The 15005-nt window shown below is 46.3% G+C and carries 13 protein-coding genes; 10 read left to right on the top strand and 3 right to left on the bottom strand.

Translation table 11 applies throughout. From position 1 onward, the window contains the following. Nucleotides 1–63: 63 nt before the first annotated feature. The 3 genes from HRR27_RS02550 (at nt 64) to HRR27_RS02560 (ending at nt 3867) form a co-directional block, all read left to right on the top strand. Nucleotides 64–1491: an HlyD family type I secretion periplasmic adaptor subunit gene (locus HRR27_RS02550; RefSeq protein WP_173270467.1), complete on the top strand. Its 1428-nt coding sequence runs from the start codon at nt 64–66 to the stop codon at nt 1489–1491. Nucleotides 1492–1548: 57 nt separating this feature from the next. Then, complete coding sequence (locus HRR27_RS02555) at nt 1549–2931, top strand: undecaprenyl-phosphate glucose phosphotransferase (protein WP_173270470.1); 1383 nt, start codon at nt 1549–1551, stop codon at nt 2929–2931. A 105-nt stretch (nt 2932–3036) separates the two neighbouring features. Then, a complete protein-coding gene (locus tag HRR27_RS02560; RefSeq protein ID WP_197905426.1) occupies nt 3037–3867 on the top strand; it encodes a putative metalloprotease CJM1_0395 family protein in 831 nt (276 codons plus the stop codon). Nucleotides 3868–4082: 215 nt separating this feature from the next. Here the strand turns inward: HRR27_RS02560 and HRR27_RS02565 are convergent, their stop codons facing one another. Beyond that, the gene (locus tag HRR27_RS02565; RefSeq protein ID WP_173270473.1) at nt 4083–4400 is read right to left on the bottom strand and encodes an ArsR/SmtB family transcription factor; all 318 of its coding nucleotides are present in this window, start codon (nt 4398–4400) and stop codon (nt 4083–4085) included. A 226-nt stretch (nt 4401–4626) separates the two neighbouring features. Here HRR27_RS02565 and HRR27_RS02570 point away from each other — a divergent pair, with 226 nt between their 5' ends. Together HRR27_RS02570 and HRR27_RS02575 are read left to right on the top strand one after the other, a co-directional pair. Beyond that, complete coding sequence (locus HRR27_RS02570) at nt 4627–5946, top strand: S41 family peptidase (RefSeq protein ID WP_173274221.1); 1320 nt, start codon at nt 4627–4629, stop codon at nt 5944–5946. Between the two features lie 153 nt (nt 5947–6099). Continuing rightward, nucleotides 6100–6654, top strand: coding sequence for a DJ-1 family glyoxalase III (locus tag HRR27_RS02575; protein WP_173270476.1), 555 nt, complete (start codon nt 6100–6102; stop codon nt 6652–6654). Here the strand turns inward: HRR27_RS02575 and HRR27_RS02580 are convergent. Beyond that, entirely contained in the window at nt 6651–10247 is a 3597-nt protein-coding gene (locus HRR27_RS02580; RefSeq protein WP_173270479.1) for a hydantoinase B/oxoprolinase family protein, read from the bottom strand. The two genes, HRR27_RS02575 and HRR27_RS02580, sit on opposite strands and share 4 nt — an antisense overlap. Nucleotides 10248–10426: 179 nt before the next feature. Between HRR27_RS02580 and HRR27_RS02585 the strand changes: the two genes are divergently transcribed. The 5 genes from HRR27_RS02585 to HRR27_RS02605 all read left to right on the top strand — a co-directional run bounded on the left by HRR27_RS02585 (nt 10427) and on the right by HRR27_RS02605 (nt 13703). Beyond that, nucleotides 10427–11299: a YihY family inner membrane protein gene (locus HRR27_RS02585; protein ID WP_173270482.1), complete on the top strand. Its 873-nt coding sequence runs from the start codon at nt 10427–10429 to the stop codon at nt 11297–11299. Beyond that, nucleotides 11292–12290 (top strand): FecCD family ABC transporter permease, encoded by a 999-nt coding sequence (locus HRR27_RS02590; protein WP_173270485.1) that lies wholly within the window; start codon nt 11292–11294, stop codon nt 12288–12290. The genes HRR27_RS02585 and HRR27_RS02590 overlap by 8 nt, the downstream gene beginning before the upstream one ends. Next, nucleotides 12290–13111: an ATP-binding cassette domain-containing protein gene (locus HRR27_RS02595; RefSeq protein ID WP_173270489.1), complete on the top strand. Its 822-nt coding sequence runs from the start codon at nt 12290–12292 to the stop codon at nt 13109–13111. Before HRR27_RS02590 ends, HRR27_RS02595 begins: the two co-directional genes overlap by 1 nt. Before the next feature lie 71 nt (nt 13112–13182). Beyond that, on the top strand, nt 13183–13443 hold the full coding sequence (locus tag HRR27_RS02600) for a type II toxin-antitoxin system Phd/YefM family antitoxin (RefSeq protein ID WP_173270493.1): 261 nt from the start codon (nt 13183–13185) through the stop codon (nt 13441–13443). After that, nucleotides 13440–13703 carry a type II toxin-antitoxin system mRNA interferase toxin, RelE/StbE family gene (locus HRR27_RS02605; RefSeq protein WP_173270496.1) on the top strand — a complete coding sequence of 88 codons (264 nt, stop codon included), beginning with the start codon at nt 13440–13442 and terminating at the stop codon, nt 13701–13703. Before HRR27_RS02600 ends, HRR27_RS02605 begins: the two co-directional genes overlap by 4 nt. Nucleotides 13704–13811: 108 nt before the next feature. Here HRR27_RS02605 and HRR27_RS02610 read toward each other — a convergent pair whose 3' ends face one another. Further along, a complete protein-coding gene (locus HRR27_RS02610; protein ID WP_173270499.1) occupies nt 13812–14954 on the bottom strand; it encodes an HprK-related kinase B in 1143 nt (380 codons plus the stop codon). Nucleotides 14955–15005 lie beyond the last annotated feature (51 nt).

Genomic DNA, 15005 nt, shown 5'->3' on the forward strand with positions numbered 1-15005 from the left:
CTTTCCTTTAAATCAGCTGGGTTTATTCCGTGCTTCTCTAACTTAACCATTTGAAGGCTTCAGATGTCAGAAAAACCGATTGAAGGTCAAGCACAGGCTTTGGTAGAAAAAAGCCAAACGAAAAGCGTGCAAGGTGAATTTATTCAGAAAGAGGAGATGACCTCTTTCAAAGCTGAAGAACGTAAGGATATTCCGCAAATTAAGACCGAACACCGTGGCTATACTCGTTTGGGTTTGTTGGTGCTGTTTGTTACGTTTGGTCTGTTTGGTGGTTGGGCGGCAAAGGCGCCTTTAGATAGTGCAGCTGTTGCTCCAGGCGAAGTGATTGTGACTTCCAATAACCGAGTGGTCCAGCATTATGAAGGCGGTATTGTTCAAGATGTTTTAGTTAAAGACGGTGACAATGTGGAGCAGGGACAAGTTTTGCTTCGTTTATCACCGACGCAGGCACAGGCTGAATTGGATGTTATCAATGGTCGCTTAATTGAATTGATGGGCTCTGAAGCGCGTTTGCAAGCAGAACGAAAAGACAAATCTAGGATTGTTTTCCCAGATGCTTTGTCAAAAGCTAAGCAGAGCGAGCAGATTAAAGAAGTACTGCAAGGTCAAGAGGAGTTTTTTCAAGCGCGTAGAAAAGCGTTGAATAGTGAGTTGCGTATTTACCGACAACGCATTGATGCTTTGCGTGAGCAAATTAATGGTTTGGATTCTCAAAATAATACTTTAGAAGAGCGGATTGCGTCATATCAGGCGGAAGTAAAAGATTGGGAAGCACTTTTTAGAGAGCAGTTTGCCGATAAAATTCGCTTGCAAGAGATGCAGCGTGAACTGTCTCGTTTAAAAGGCGAAAAAGAAACCAATGGTTCTGAAATTGCACGTTTGAAAGTTCAAATTAGTGAAACTGAATCTGAAATGGTGCTACGTAAGCGCAAATTCTTAGAGGAGGTGGTTTCGCAGTTACGTGATGTGCAAGGTGAAAAAGCGGATCTTGAGTCCCGTAAAATTGCGTTGCTGGATCGTTTAGAGCGCGTTGAAATTACTTCGCCGATTGCAGGTACGGTGAATGGCTTGAGTATTTATACTGCAGGTGAGGTTATCTCTTCTGGACAGACGTTGATGGAAATTGTTCCGAGTACTCGCAATTATGCGGTGAAAGCAAAGGTAATGCCGACGGATATTGACAAGGTTTATGTTGGTTTAAGAGCCGATGTGCGTTTTTCTGCCTTTAATACGCAAGTAACTAAGGTTGTGGAAGGCGAGGTGGTTTATCTTTCAGCCGATAAGTTTGTCGATGAACGTTCTGATTTGGAGTACTTTGAAGCGCGAGTAGTGATTACGCCAGCTGGAGTTAAACAGATGGAAGACGATGGAATCTTTCTCTTGCCAGGTATGCCTGCGGAGACCATGATCAAAATCGGTGAACGAACGCTGCTTGCTTATTTCGTTAAGCCGTTTAAAGATATGTTTGCGAAGGCGTTTAACGAAGAATAACGGCTTGCTAAGTGGGTTTTCAATAACCAAGATAAGGTATCTCTGTAGAGCGCTGGTATGGTAAAAAAAGACATTGAGGTGTTTTACTGGTTGCAGAGATGCATGGATTTTGTACTGCCTGCGGCAAGTGTCTATTTTGCTTTTTTATGGTTTTATGCTGACGAAACAGTAAGCCAAGCGGCCATTGATTTGGCTTTAATGTTGGGTGCTTTATTTGTTTTGGTCTCGCAATTAACCGGGCTGTATCGTTCAACCGACCTTTGGTATCAAAAGGGGTTTGAAAAACTGGTGATTAAGTCTTGGTTAATCACCGTTTTAATTCAGTTTTTTATTGTTGATCAAACCCAATTTAATAACGCTGTTTATTATTCGCTTCTACTGGCTATCCCCGTTTTATTGTGGTTTTACCGCTACCTTGTTTATCATTTTCTTCAAAAATTAAATCGGCGTGGTAATCAGCGACGCAGAGTCGCTATTTTAGGGGCTGGTAAGGTTGGTCGCTTAGTGGCGCAAAATATTCAACAGTCGCTTCTTTATGCGGTCAATTTGGTTGCTTTTTTTGATGATGATAAAGCGCTGATTAATCAGCATATTGAGTCCTTACCGGTACTTTCTAACTTGGACGATATCGCTCTAAAGTTAGCTGAACTGGAATGTAATGAGGTTTTTATCTGTTTACCTGTTTCTTCGGAGCCACGTATTCGAGAAGTGCTAGATAGTTTGGCCAACAGTTCTGTTGTGGTTAAATTTGTTCCAAATTTGTTTTCTTTTGATCTGCTGAATGCAAGCTGGCATGACTTTTTTGGTCTGCCAGTAATCAGTGTTTACGATACGCCCTTAAATTCGATGACGAATTTGTTTATTAAACGCATCGAAGATATTTTATTGTCCTTGTTTGCAATTATGGTTAGCGCTCCGGTGATGCTGTTTATTGCATTGTTAATTCGTTTAACATCCAATGGCCCTATTGTCTATCAACAGGTTCGATATGGACTGAATGGTCGCCCAATTACTGTTTATAAATTTCGTACGATGTATGTCGACAGTGACCAATCGCTGATGGTGCAAGCCACTAAGAATGACCGTAGAGTGACTCGTTTTGGAAAATGGCTGCGTCGCACTAGTTTGGATGAACTGCCGCAATTTTTTAATGTGCTGCGTGGGGAAATGTCGATAGTCGGTCCGCGACCTCATGCCGCGGAACACAATGAGTTTTATCGTAATCTAGTGCCAAAATATATGCAGCGCCATATGGTGAAACCCGGTATTACCGGATTGGCACAGGTCAATGGTTTCCGTGGTCAGACCGAGCAACTAGAGAAGATGGAAAAGCGTGTCGAATTTGATTTACATTACATTCGTACATGGTCTCTTTGGTTGGATCTTAAAATTTTCTTGCTTACCTTTTTAAAAGGAATTATTCACGATAACGCTTATTGAGTTGGTGATAAAAAAATATGTTTGTCGCCATAGCCGCGAGTCATTTATAATTAATTGAACAGTAATTCCCCAGTAATTATTTGATAATTAAGGTTTTTGGTGATTATGGCGATGACGATTGGTGCGTCTATTATGGCTTCGCAACCAACGGTGATGGTACCGCGGGTTGCGGCTGCAGAGACGAATCGCATTTCTCAAGACTCGTCAAAAGAGCTCGGTGTCCAGCGTATTACGCCGCAAAACAGCGAAACTCTGAACGCCATTCCCAGTCGTACCATTCCATTGGCCAACACGGTCAACTCGTCAAGCAGTGCGTCATCGACCACATCCTCCACTGAGGCTTCACCGCCTTCGCAAGAAGAACTTTCGGCACAGCAGCAAGTTGAGCAGGTTATTAGTCAACTAAAAGCCCGTGACAGAGAAGTCCGCGTGCATGAACAGGCGCATTTATCCGCTGCCGGTCAGTATGCGACCAGTGGTGCCAGTTTTAGTTATCAAACAGGCCCTGACGGTAAGCGTTACGCTGTCGGTGGTGAAGTTGGCATTGATACCTCGCCGATTGCAAATGATCCGGAGGCAACGCTGCAAAAAGCGATGGTTGTGCAGAGCGCGGCATTAGCTCCGGCGCAACCTTCAACGCAAGATTTGCGCGTGGCCAGTGCGGCGGCGCAAATGATGACAGAAGCGCGTGCGCAAATTGCTGAGCAGCGAACCGAGCAGGCAGACGCACCTGAATCCAGAGCGGATGCGGAAAATCAAACGCAAGCGACAGATAATTCAAGTGATTCATATAATCGAATTTCACCTGCGAACAATCAATCGGTTAATCAGAATGATTTTGCAAGTGTTGTTCAGCAAGAGATGGGCATGCGCCAGTTAGCGGTTGAACGCACTCAATTTGAAACCCGTTTGAGCCTAAACTCTGTGCGAGCGTAATATTTATTTTTTATTATTTTTGACCGCGGCAAGAAATTCACGTTTTTTAGCGAATAATTCGATGGGTTGCTTGAGCTAGGTTTACCAGAATGGGTATCGACGCTTTTGATTTGAGTGAAAATTGAACTAATTTTCTGCTTTTAACGCCAATAAAAATTATGCCGAAATTGACGGTTTGTTAACGGAATTTCGGCATTAAGTGCGCACTGAATCAATCAGTGTTTGGCAGGGCAGAAAGTGTGTTGCATGGTTTCCATTAAGGTAAGAATTTCGCGGTCACGAACCTTACAAAGGATTTTGCTGCCTTCCCTGCGAGAGGTAATAATCTCTTTTTCGCGTAAAATATCAATATGTTGTGAAATATTGCTTTGCGTGGTGCCCACCTGTTTAACAATTTCCATCACCGGTAATTCATTATCCCCAATGACGCAAAGAATTTTTAATCTTAGTGGGTGGCCCATCGCTTTTAGCGCTTTTGAGGCTTTTTGTATGTTTTCTTCTTTCATTGCGAATGGAATGTCATCTAAACTCATTTTAACCACTTCTTCACTATATAACGATATTCTGTAAATTTTCCGTGTCAATTCTAAAGAAAACTTGGCTGGGTGTCACCTAAAGGAATTTTTATGAGATGTTAAAAAAATTTGGGCTAAAAAGTGAATCTAACTTGAATAGTCCTCACGAAAACCTTATAAAGGAAAGATTCACCGCAATTTTATAAATGGAGAACCTGTGGCGATTTCAAAAGTAAAACAAGTCATGTGGGTAAGTTCTGGCGTTGTGCTCGGCGCGCTTATCGCTGTTGGCACGAATGTTTGGGCTGATAAAGAAACGCAATCGGCACCCGAGAACAAGACCATTCCGTTACAAGAGCTACGTGCCTTTGTTGAGGTCTATGAACGCATCTCTACCGATTATGTTGACCAGGTGGATGATAAGCAGCTTTTGGAAGGTGCAATCAGTGGCATGCTCTCTAGCCTTGATCCACATTCAGCTTACCTGCCACCGGTGGATGCCAAATCGATGGAAGAACATACGCGTGGTGAGTTTGGCGGTTTAGGTATGGAAGTGGGGATGGAAGATGGCTTTGTTAAAGTCATTTCGCCGATTGATGATACCCCAGCGCAAGAAGCTGGAATACAGGCTGGCGATTTGATTATAAAATTGGGCGCCGAGCCGGTTAAAGGTAAAACGCTGAGTGACGCGGTTAAAATCATGCGTGGCAAACCGGGGACTAAGTTAGAGCTAACGGTGGTGCGTAAAGGTGAAGATGCGCCGCTAAAAATGGAATTAACTCGTGCCATTATTAAGGTGAAAAGTATTAAGCAGCGTATGCTTAAAGACGGCATTGGTTATGTGCGTATCAGTCAGTTCCAAGTGCGTACTGGCCAAGATTTACAGCTTGCGGTAAAAACCTTAGAGCAAGAAAACGGTAAACCGTTAAACGGTCTGGTTTTGGATTTGCGGAATAATCCGGGTGGTGTTTTAACGGCCGCAGTTGAGGTGTCTGATGCTTTCTTAAACGACGGTTTGATTGTCTATACCGAAGGGCGTATCCGCAATTCACAAATGCGCTTTTCGGCAGAAAGCGGCGATATCATTAATGGTAAACCGGTTGTGGTCTTGGTAAATGAAGGTTCTGCATCGGCTTCAGAAATTGTGGCCGGTGCGTTGCAAGACCAGAAGCGTGCGTTGATTGCCGGTCGAGATACGTTCGGTAAAGGTTCGGTGCAAACCTTAATGCAGCTGAATAATGGTGCGGCGATGAAAATGACGACGGCACGTTATTTTACGCCGTCAGGGCGTTCTATTCAGGCAGAAGGGATTGCGCCGGATGTTGAAATTGAACGAGTGAAAGTCGAAAAAGTTGATACTAAAATTGAGCGTGTTAAAGAGAAAGATCTTTCTGGTCACCTAGAAGGCGATGATGAAAAGAAACAGGCTAATGGAGTAGAGACGAAGCAAGACACCACGGATGGGATTACCAAAGAGACAGCCGAAATTTTGGAAAAAGATTTTGAAATAAACGAGGCAATGCGTTTGGTCAAAACCATGATTTTGGCGCAACAGCTGAAATAATCTGCTCTTTATTTTCTGACGATAAGGCCACCGACTTTTCATGAAAGCGGTGGCTTTTTTATTAAGAGGACGCTGAAGGGAATGGGAACTTGTGTGGCGTCTGCTTAATGGTCGGTAAACAAGAGAGCGATTTGTTTGATATTGGAGGAACAGATGAGCCGAGTATTGGTGCCTTTGGCACAAGGTTGTGAAGAACTTGAAGCGGTGACGATAACCGACATATTGGTGCGTGGCGGTATTGCGGTGGTGACTGCCAGTTTGGATGATAATCGCATTATTACCGCCAGCCGAGGGATGCAGCTGATAGCACAGCAAACTCTGGATGAGGTGATTGGTCAGAAATTTGATTTAATTGTTTTACCGGGCGGTTTGCCGGGGGCGGATTATCTCCAAGCCGATTTACGTTTGCGCAGTATGCTGCAGACGATGATGGCTGAGGGCGGCTTGGTGGCGGCGATTTGCGCCGCACCAAAAGTATTGTTAAACGCAGGAATACTGGACGGCAAGCAAGCCACCAGTTACCCCGGTGTGATTGACCGCCATCCTGCGCCAGGGATGCAGTATTTAAAGGATGCGATTGTCCAAGACGGACAAGTGATTACTTCACGCGGTCCGGGAACCGCGATGGATTTTGCGCTCTACCTTGTTGAGCAGTTGCAGGGGAAAGCAAAACGTGAACAAGTAGAAGCCGCCTTAGTGCGCGCTTAATTTTGCTCAGGTTCGTGTTCTAGAAGGCCGTAACCGCCACCGCCAGGGGTGTGCATCCAGAGTTCATCGCCGACTGAAAATTTTTGTGTAAAGGCGCTGTTGAGCCATTGCGGGCTGGGTGCACCACGGCGTTTTCGACCATGTTGTCCTAGCTTTCCTGCATGGCCGCCAAACAGTCCGTAGGGCGCGGTTTTGCGATGGTTACTCAGTACCGAAACCGTCATCGGCACTAAAAATTCGATGTGCCGTTCGCAGCCGTTACCACCATGAAATTTGCCGCTTCCGCCGCTGTTTTGGCGAATCGCAAAGCGCTTTAAACGCACCGGATAACGCGTTTCAAGCACTTCTGGATCGGTCAGTCTGGAGTTGGTCATGTGACTGTGTACCGCATCTTCGCCATGATAGCTGGCTCCGGCTCCGGTACCGCCACATAAGGTTTCGTAGTACTGCCAGGTGTCATTGCCAAAGGTTAGGTTATTCATTGTTCCTTGTGATGCGGCTTGAATTTGTAAAGCACCATAGAGCGTATCGGTAATCATCTGCGAGGTTTCCACATTACCCGCTACCACGGCCGCCGGATAGCTTGGGTTAAGCAGATTATTTGGCGGCACAATAATTTCGATGGGTCTGAGAAAGCCGTCATTCAGTGCAATCGGTTCTTGTACGAGCGTGCGAATCACATACAGCACGGCGGCGCGAGTAATGGCGAATGGGGCATTGAAGTTGTTGAGTTGTTGCGGGCTAGTGCCGCTAAAGTCGATGATTGCTTTTTGGCGTTGCGTATCAATGTTTATCTGGACACAAACTTGAGTGCCTTGGTCTGTGAGGTAGCAGAATTTGCCGCTTTGCAGTTTTGGTAGTAGCGCTTTCACCACTTTTTCGGAATGCGCTAGCACAAAATTCATATAACGTTTAACCGTTGTTGAGCCGACATGTTCACAGAGTTGTTGCAATTGAGTCATGCCGGTTTGGTTCGCCGCGATTTGTGCCTGCAAGTCATATAAGTTCTGCGTCACATTACGCACTGGAAAACGCGTTTGTAGCAGAGTTTTTTGTAAATTGGCGTGTTGAAATTGGCCTTGCAGTAATACCGGTACGCAGTCTAATAGGACGCCTTCTTGTTCAATATGCGTGCTGTTGGCCGGCATCGAGCCGGGCGTTAGACCGCCGACATCTGCGTGATGCCCTCTGGATGCAACATAAAATTGGCAACGGCCATCGAAAAACACCGGAGAGATTACGGTGATGTCAGGCAGATGAGTACCTCCGGCATACGGATTGTTAAGTGCATAGGCATCGCCTTCTTGCAAGGACTCCCCATAGCGTTCAATCAAGGTTTTAACCGACTCGCCCATTGAGCCGAGGTGCACCGGTACGTGTGGCGCGTTGGCAATCAGTTGGCCTTGGGCGTCGAATAGGGCACAACTAAAATCCAAGCGTTCTTTGATGTTTACCGAATGTGCCGTTTTTGCCAAGACCGCACCCATCTGCTCGGCAATGGCCATAAAACGGTGATTGTATAAAGCTAATTGCACTGGGTCGACTGGTTCATCATCTTGCGTTTTGGCTGCTGTCTGCCGAGTAGTCGCCTGCTGTAACAGCTCGAGTTGTCCATCATCGAGACACTGAGCTGACCAGTTAGGAGGTAGATAAATCGTGCCGGTGCTTTCTAAAATCAAGGCTGGGCCAGAAATCTGTTGCCCGACCGCTAAGGCTTCTCGTTGATACAGATTGGTTGCTTGCCAAATCCCATTGCAAAAGGTTTGAATCTGCTTGAGCGGTGAACAAGGGGCTTGGATCAAGTGCTTCAATGGCTGCGCTTGATGGGCTTGTCCTAAGGCTTCCACGGTGAAACTTTGCACGATAATCGGTGCGTCTTGGATAAAGCCAAACTGGCGCTGGTGAGCCTTTTGGAATTGTTCGCGATATTTGGCAGGGCGGACAGTCGCTTGCCAGGCAATATCGAGTAGCGTATTGCTTCCTTGATAATGCAGTTGTAATGTGACTTGGTTCTGTTGCACTGTTTGGTTTTGCTGTTGCAGCTCTTCAGCAGCCAAGCGTTGGTGGGTGTTGATCTGTTGGGTTAATTCAGCGAGTTCTTCTAGCGGACATTGGCAACTGTGCGTGCGCAGTACCGAGGTTTGTGCCAAGCCGATGCCGTAGGCCGAAAGTACCCCTGCGTATGGGTGCAGCAATATTTTTTTAATGCCCAGTTTTTCGGCCACCGCACAGGCGTGTTGACCACCGGCGCCACCAAAACTGATTAAGGTATAGTCTTGTAAGTCATAACCGCGTTGTGTTGAGATTTTTTGCACCGCTTCGGCCATGTGCTCAATCGCGATGGTAATTGCGCCTTCGGCTAACACTTCCGCTTGCATATTTAAACTTTGTGCCATCTCTAAGAAGGCCTTTTGTACGGCGCTTACGTCGAGGGGCTGATTGCCTTGTGGGCCAAACACGCTCGGAAAATAGTCACTTTGAATCCGCCCAAGCAGCAGATTGGCGTCTGTAATCGTCAAGGGGCCACCGCGACGATAAGCGCAAGGTCCGGGATTGGCACCGGCGGATTCTGGGCCAACACGAACTTCACCATGATGACCGGAGATAATCGAACCGCCACCAGCGGCAACGGTATGAATATCAAGCATCGGCACGCGCATCGAGACACCCGCAATTTCAGTTTCATAGCTGCGTTGCAGTTCACCGGCATAATGCGAAACATCCGTTGAGGTGCCGCCCATATCAAAACCGATAATTTTTTCTTGGTGTGCAAGTTGTGCTGTTTTAATTGCGCCGATAACGCCTCCAGCGGGTCCGGAAAGTACCGCGTCTTTACCTTGAAAGTGCTCGGCTTGGCAGAGGCCGCCGTGCGACTGCATAAACTGTAAATCCACGCCAGGAAGGTGTTCGCGGAGGTCACGAATGTAGTTCTGTAAGACGGGATTTAAATAGGCGTCAACCACGGTCGTTCGGCCACGCGCAATGTAGTTAATCAACGAAGAGGTTTGCGAGGATGTCGAAATTTGAGCAAAGCCCATCTCTGTCGCCCATTTGGCAATTTGTTGTTCATGAGCGGGGTTTAGATAGCCGTGCAGCATGACGATTGCCAAGGCTTGATAACCTTGCTGTTGCAGAGTGCTTAAGGTCTGTTTGCATTCGATTTCATTGAGTGCAACAATCTCTTGGCCTTGCGCATCTAAACGGCCGCTGACTTCCACTGAGGTTTGATAAAGGGGCTTAGCAGTACGCACTTCCAGTGCGAAAATATCTGGACGGTGCTGATAACCGATTTGCAACGCATCGGCGAAGCCGCGATTGGTGATCAGAGCCACTGGCTCGCCTTTTCGCTCCAAGAGCGCATTTGTGGCCACGGTGGTGCCCATCTTTACGCTTGCGATGCGCTCGGCTGGAAGATGTTGGTCGTCAGAAATCTGCAAAAAATGGCGTATGCCAGCGATGACCGCGTCACGATATTGTTCAGGGTTTTGTGAGAGCAATTTGTGAGTGTGTATTTTACCGTTTGGGTTAAGGGCGATAATATCGGTAAAAGTGCCGCCGCGATCAATCCAGAAGTTCCATTTTTTTGCAGTCATTTAAGATACTCTTAAGGGTTTTTAAATGTAATATTTGCACATATATTAGTTTTTTTGCCGAACTTTAGGCAAACACTTTTTATGCGGTGTTTATCATAGTGTCCATAATGGCTATAGAACGAATACAATAACAGCCCAATAATGTATAACAGGCCGCTGCGCAATTTCGTGTGAAATCTATGAAACAACCCCACGACACAGAAAAATTCTCATTTTTAGCAAAAATTATACACTGGCGCTTTTGGTTGCGTTGTGCAGTGCGTTTTCAGCAACAGAAAGGCACTGATGCGGTCGCGATTTTGGCGTACACGTCTCTAGTGGGAATCGTGCCGATGCTTGGTTTTATGTTGGCGTTGTTTTCGGTGTCAAATTATTTTGAGCAGTTTGAAATTTTGGTTATGGACCAAGTGGTCGCGAATTTGATGCCCAGTTCTCAGCCGATTATTCAAGACTATTTGTTTGCTTTTTCAGAAAAAGCGACCAGCCTAAAATGGCCAGGGTTAACGGTGATGCTGATAACCACTTTGATGTTGTTATGGAAAGTCGATCAAAAGTTGAACGAACTCTGGCCGGATGTTCGCAAGCGCCGCTGGTGGGTGAGTTTATTGCATTATTTGGGGATTAGTCTGTTTGGGCCGATTTTACTGGGCTTGAGTCTGGTGATCAGTTCGGCGATTTTGGCTCTGCCATTGATTAGTGACACTACGCCTTTTATCGAAAAACTGCTTTTTGGCCTGAAAATTATTCCGGTGATGCTCTCGTGGTTAGGCTTTACGTTATTGTTTAAATTTGTGCCAGCCTGTTATGTATCGACCCGTGCCGCAGCGATTGGTGGGTTTTTGGCGATGGCGCAAATCGAGGTGCTAAAAGTCGGCTTTGGTGCCTATGTCAAACTGTTCCCGACCTATGATTTGATTTACGGTGCTTTTGCCGCGGTGCCGTTGTTTCTGCTGTGGCTCTATCTAAGTTGGTTTATCGTGATTTGGAACGGCTCGGTGGTTGCGACCTTGAGCGAGCAGTATAAAAACTGGAAAACCGAGAAGCATGGTTAGAGCGTTTCCGCTGAAACCTGGTCTATTGTTGTTGGCATTGCTGATACCGGCGGTTTTTGCACATCTATTCGTCGGTTATAACGGGCTCAACTGGCAAAATCTTAGCCAAGGTTTGAGCCCGCAACAATGGTTTATTTTGCAAGAATTGCGTTTGCCGAGAGTGGTGATGGCGATGGTAGTAGGTGCCGGTCTGGCGGTTGCCGGAGTTGCTCTGCAAGCGTTGTTTCGAAACCCTTTGGCAGAACCAGGCTTAATTGGCGTCGCCAGTAGTTCGGCTTTCGGAGCGGTATTTATTATGGTTCTCGGCGGGGTGCTGTGGCAACAGGTCGCACTTTGGCAAGTCGGGATTTCTGCGTTTCTCGCCGGCTTATTGGCGACCTATCTGATTTATCGTTTGGCGACGCGTAAAGGCCAGACCGATGTGGCCTTAATGCTTCTTGCTGGCGTGGCGGTCAATGCTTTGATGGGGGCGGGCACGCAGATGTTGCTAAGCGTTGCCGATTTGGTGGAACTGCGTTCAGTGACTTTCTGGTTGATGGGGTCTTTGGTTAATCTTCCATGGTCGTCGGTGCTATTGGTGTTGTTTATCGTACTGTTGTCGACGGTAATGTTGTGGCGCTTGGTGCGTGCTATGAACGCGTTTGTTCTCGGCGAGCAGAGCGCCATCTATATGGGATTCGCGAGCGATCGTTTAAAGTGGCAGGTGATTTTCTTTAGTGCCTTAATGGTCAGTGCGGCGGTGGCATTGGTAGGGGTGATTGGTTTTGTCGGCTTGGTCGTGCCGCATATGATTCGATTATGGGTCGGTGCTGATCATCGCTTGGTATTGCCGCTTAGCGCTTTGGGCGGCGCACTTCTTCTGGTTTTGGCGGATTGGTTGGCGCGAATCCTGCTGTACCCGTTGGAATTGCCAATTGGCTTGTTAATGGCGTTGTTAGGTGCGCCGTTCTTTTTGATGATGCTGTTGAAACGCCGCCAAGGATGGCAGTAATGAATCGGATTCAGTGCCGAAATCTCGGTTTCAATGTCGATAAAAAACAATTATTGCAGGATGTTACCGCTGATTTTGTCGGCGGGCAGGTAAATGTAATTCTCGGACAGAATGGCGCAGGCAAATCGACGCTATTAAAGCTGTTGGCAAAGTCACTGCACAGTTCGTCTGGAAGCATTCAATGGCAGGGGCAAAGTTTGCAAGCCATTTCTCTACCGCAGTTAGCATTGCAACGTGCGGTGGTCGAGCAACAGCAGGCGATGCAGTTTGATTTCAGTGTGCGTCAGTTGGCCAGTCTTGGTTTGGAAATTCAGTTCGGCAGCGAACTGCTTGAAGCTTATCAACATTCTGCCGATTTTGATGGTTTACTGTATGAGATTTTGCGCGTTTGCGATCTTACTGATTTTGCCGAACGCTCGGTATTGAGTTTATCCGGCGGCGAATTTAAAAGGGCGCATTTGGCACGCGCATTAGCGCAAATCTGGCCTGTCGAACAAGTGCAACAAGAAAGTCCTGACTTTAGTGGTAAATGGCTGTTGCTCGATGAATGGAATGCGGCGTTAGATATGCGCCATCAGCAATGTTTTGCTTTATTGTTACGCGAATGGTGTCGGCAAGGCTTGGGAGTGATTATGGTGCTGCATGATTTGCCTTTGGCGCAACAACTCGCCGACCGAGTGCTACTGCTTAAAGACGGCGCGGTTTTCGCCGAGGGTGGGGCTCAAAACGTGCTGCAACAGCAGACCTTAGAGCAAGGGTTGCAGATGCAATTGCAGTCGGTTACCCAAAACGGCAAAGCCTATTTTTTACCGAAGTTTTAATAGCGTTTTGTTCTTTGGAATTGATGGTGGTACACTATTTGGTACATAAGGTAGTGGGAGAGGTTAAAGTCATGGCAATGATGACTGCAACAGAAGCAAGAAAGTCATTTTTTGAAATTATTAAACAAACCAATCAACAACATGAAATTATTCAGGTACAGCATAAATCTGGCAACGCGGTCATTATGTCTGCTGATGATTATGAAAGCTTGCAGGAAACGCTACACCTTTTGTCGCAACCAGATTTTAAACAGAAGTTTAATCAGTCCGTCTCTGAAGCTGATTCAGGTGAAGTAGCTAGTTTTGAAGAGGTATTTGGAGAGCCTTTGTGAGCTGTAAGCGCTATCAAATAGAATTTACTAAGCAGGCACAAAAAGATGTCGCCAAACTCTCGCCAAAGTTGAAGAACAAGCTCAAAGACATCTTACGCAATAAAATTTCGGTTTTTCCGCAAACTGGTAAGCCAATCGTTGGAGATTTAAAGGGGTATTATTCTGTACGCCTAAGTTTCCAAGATCGCATAGTTTATCGAATAGAAAATAACAGATGTGTTGTATTGGTTGTTAGGGCGAAAACGCATTATGGTGAATAACATCGGTTTCTAATCACGGAATGCTAATAGTCAAAATCCAGCCAGTATAGCCAAATTGAACTTTGGCTAGTTTTCTTCGACTCCAACCTTAGAATTCATTTAGGCGTCTTAATCACCACTTTGTATTGTGTCGACGATGAGTTTTTTTGCGGCGTCAAAATCCACCTTGCCGTTTAACTCTAGTACCGGAATATCGCTAAGTCGTTGTTGGTAGCTTGCGGCATTGGGAATGATGCCGTTTTCTAGGAAGTGACCGCCTGCATCACAATAAAAAGGCCCGGGACTTTTCATTAATGCCGGAATCAAGTGCGGCGATTCTTGTAAGTTGGTCTGTTTCAGCGACGTTGCTTTATCGGTTTGCGCCTGCCAATTTAGAATCACCAGATAATCCAATTTGGCTTCGCCTTGATAGCAGTTTGACCAGAAAAGTTGATCGACCGGCGCATCGTATTTCAGTTCTAAAGCGCGTAATTCTTCGCTTGGCATGGCCAAAAAGTTATGCCGTTCTTGCTCGCTCATCAGCGAGTGCAGACGTGGGTTATGAACAATTGTGCCGGGGTTAATGCGCGGTTGTTTTGGAATGCCGCGCATCTGCATCTGGCCATCGACTTGATTGAACAGCAGTCGGTCGTTGCTGACAAAATGCTCGCCGTTTTCCAGTAAATGCAGCATCAGCGTCGATTTTCCACCGCCGGAGAGTCCGGCTATCGCTAAGCCTTTGCCATTGATTTGTAAACCGGCAGCGTGACCGAGTAGCCAATCTTGACGCAAATGCTGATTCAGGTATTGGGTCAAAATGAAATTAATCATCTGGTTCGGATGCTGTTTCGCCGGACCGAAAGCCATTAGCGGATCGCCGATATTATTACTGCTCGGTTGCACGAACAACATGCCGGTTTTCACTTTATGTAACAACCGTACGCTGCCATCGGTATTTTGCAATGAATACACCGCGTCTTTTCGTCCCGATTTACCGGCTTCGCGTAGCCAATCTACCCAAGGCGTTGCGGCGATTAATTGCGCCGCGTCAGGCGTGTGCCAAAGATAGATGTCGGTGCTTGCGATCGAGATTTCAGTCGGTTTTTCCCAAGAAGCCAATCCGACAAAATAATCCTTGAGAGTTCCGAGCAGACTGCGCGAGTTACTGAACAATCGATAGTTGGCTTGCGGCAGAGTGAGCCATAGCGTTTGCTCAATGGCCGGCGGATGTTGGCTAATCAATTGTTGGTACAGCGCAGAGATGTGACTCATTAAATATACAACCTTTAAATCCTTTTTTTATTAACGTATTGATTTTTAAAT

Source organism: Thiosulfatimonas sediminis, from assembly GCF_011398355.1.
GTDB lineage: Bacteria > Pseudomonadota > Gammaproteobacteria > Thiomicrospirales > Thiomicrospiraceae > Thiomicrorhabdus > Thiomicrorhabdus sediminis_A.

What these genes read in the sequence shown, in the direction of transcription:
- HRR27_RS02595 (WP_173270489.1), top strand. Translation starts at nt 12,290, where the DNA reads ATGAATCGGATTCAGTGCCGAAATCTCGGTTTCAATGTCGATAAAAAA.
- HRR27_RS02560 (WP_197905426.1), top strand. Translation starts at nt 3,037, where the DNA reads ATGGCGATGACGATTGGTGCGTCTATTATGGCTTCGCAACCAACGGTG.
- HRR27_RS02565 (WP_173270473.1), bottom strand. Translation starts at nt 4,400, where the DNA reads ATGAGTTTAGATGACATTCCATTCGCAATGAAAGAAGAAAACATACAA.
- HRR27_RS02600 (WP_173270493.1), top strand. Translation starts at nt 13,183, where the DNA reads ATGGCAATGATGACTGCAACAGAAGCAAGAAAGTCATTTTTTGAAATT.
- HRR27_RS02555 (WP_173270470.1), top strand. Translation starts at nt 1,549, where the DNA reads ATGGTAAAAAAAGACATTGAGGTGTTTTACTGGTTGCAGAGATGCATG.
- HRR27_RS02585 (WP_173270482.1), top strand. Translation starts at nt 10,427, where the DNA reads ATGAAACAACCCCACGACACAGAAAAATTCTCATTTTTAGCAAAAATT.
- HRR27_RS02610 (WP_173270499.1), bottom strand. Translation starts at nt 14,954, where the DNA reads ATGAGTCACATCTCTGCGCTGTACCAACAATTGATTAGCCAACATCCG.
- HRR27_RS02570 (WP_173274221.1), top strand. Translation starts at nt 4,627, where the DNA reads ATGTGGGTAAGTTCTGGCGTTGTGCTCGGCGCGCTTATCGCTGTTGGC.
- HRR27_RS02575 (WP_173270476.1), top strand. Translation starts at nt 6,100, where the DNA reads ATGAGCCGAGTATTGGTGCCTTTGGCACAAGGTTGTGAAGAACTTGAA.
- HRR27_RS02550 (WP_173270467.1), top strand. Translation starts at nt 64, where the DNA reads ATGTCAGAAAAACCGATTGAAGGTCAAGCACAGGCTTTGGTAGAAAAA.
- HRR27_RS02590 (WP_173270485.1), top strand. Translation starts at nt 11,292, where the DNA reads ATGGTTAGAGCGTTTCCGCTGAAACCTGGTCTATTGTTGTTGGCATTG.
- HRR27_RS02580 (WP_173270479.1), bottom strand. Translation starts at nt 10,247, where the DNA reads ATGACTGCAAAAAAATGGAACTTCTGGATTGATCGCGGCGGCACTTTT.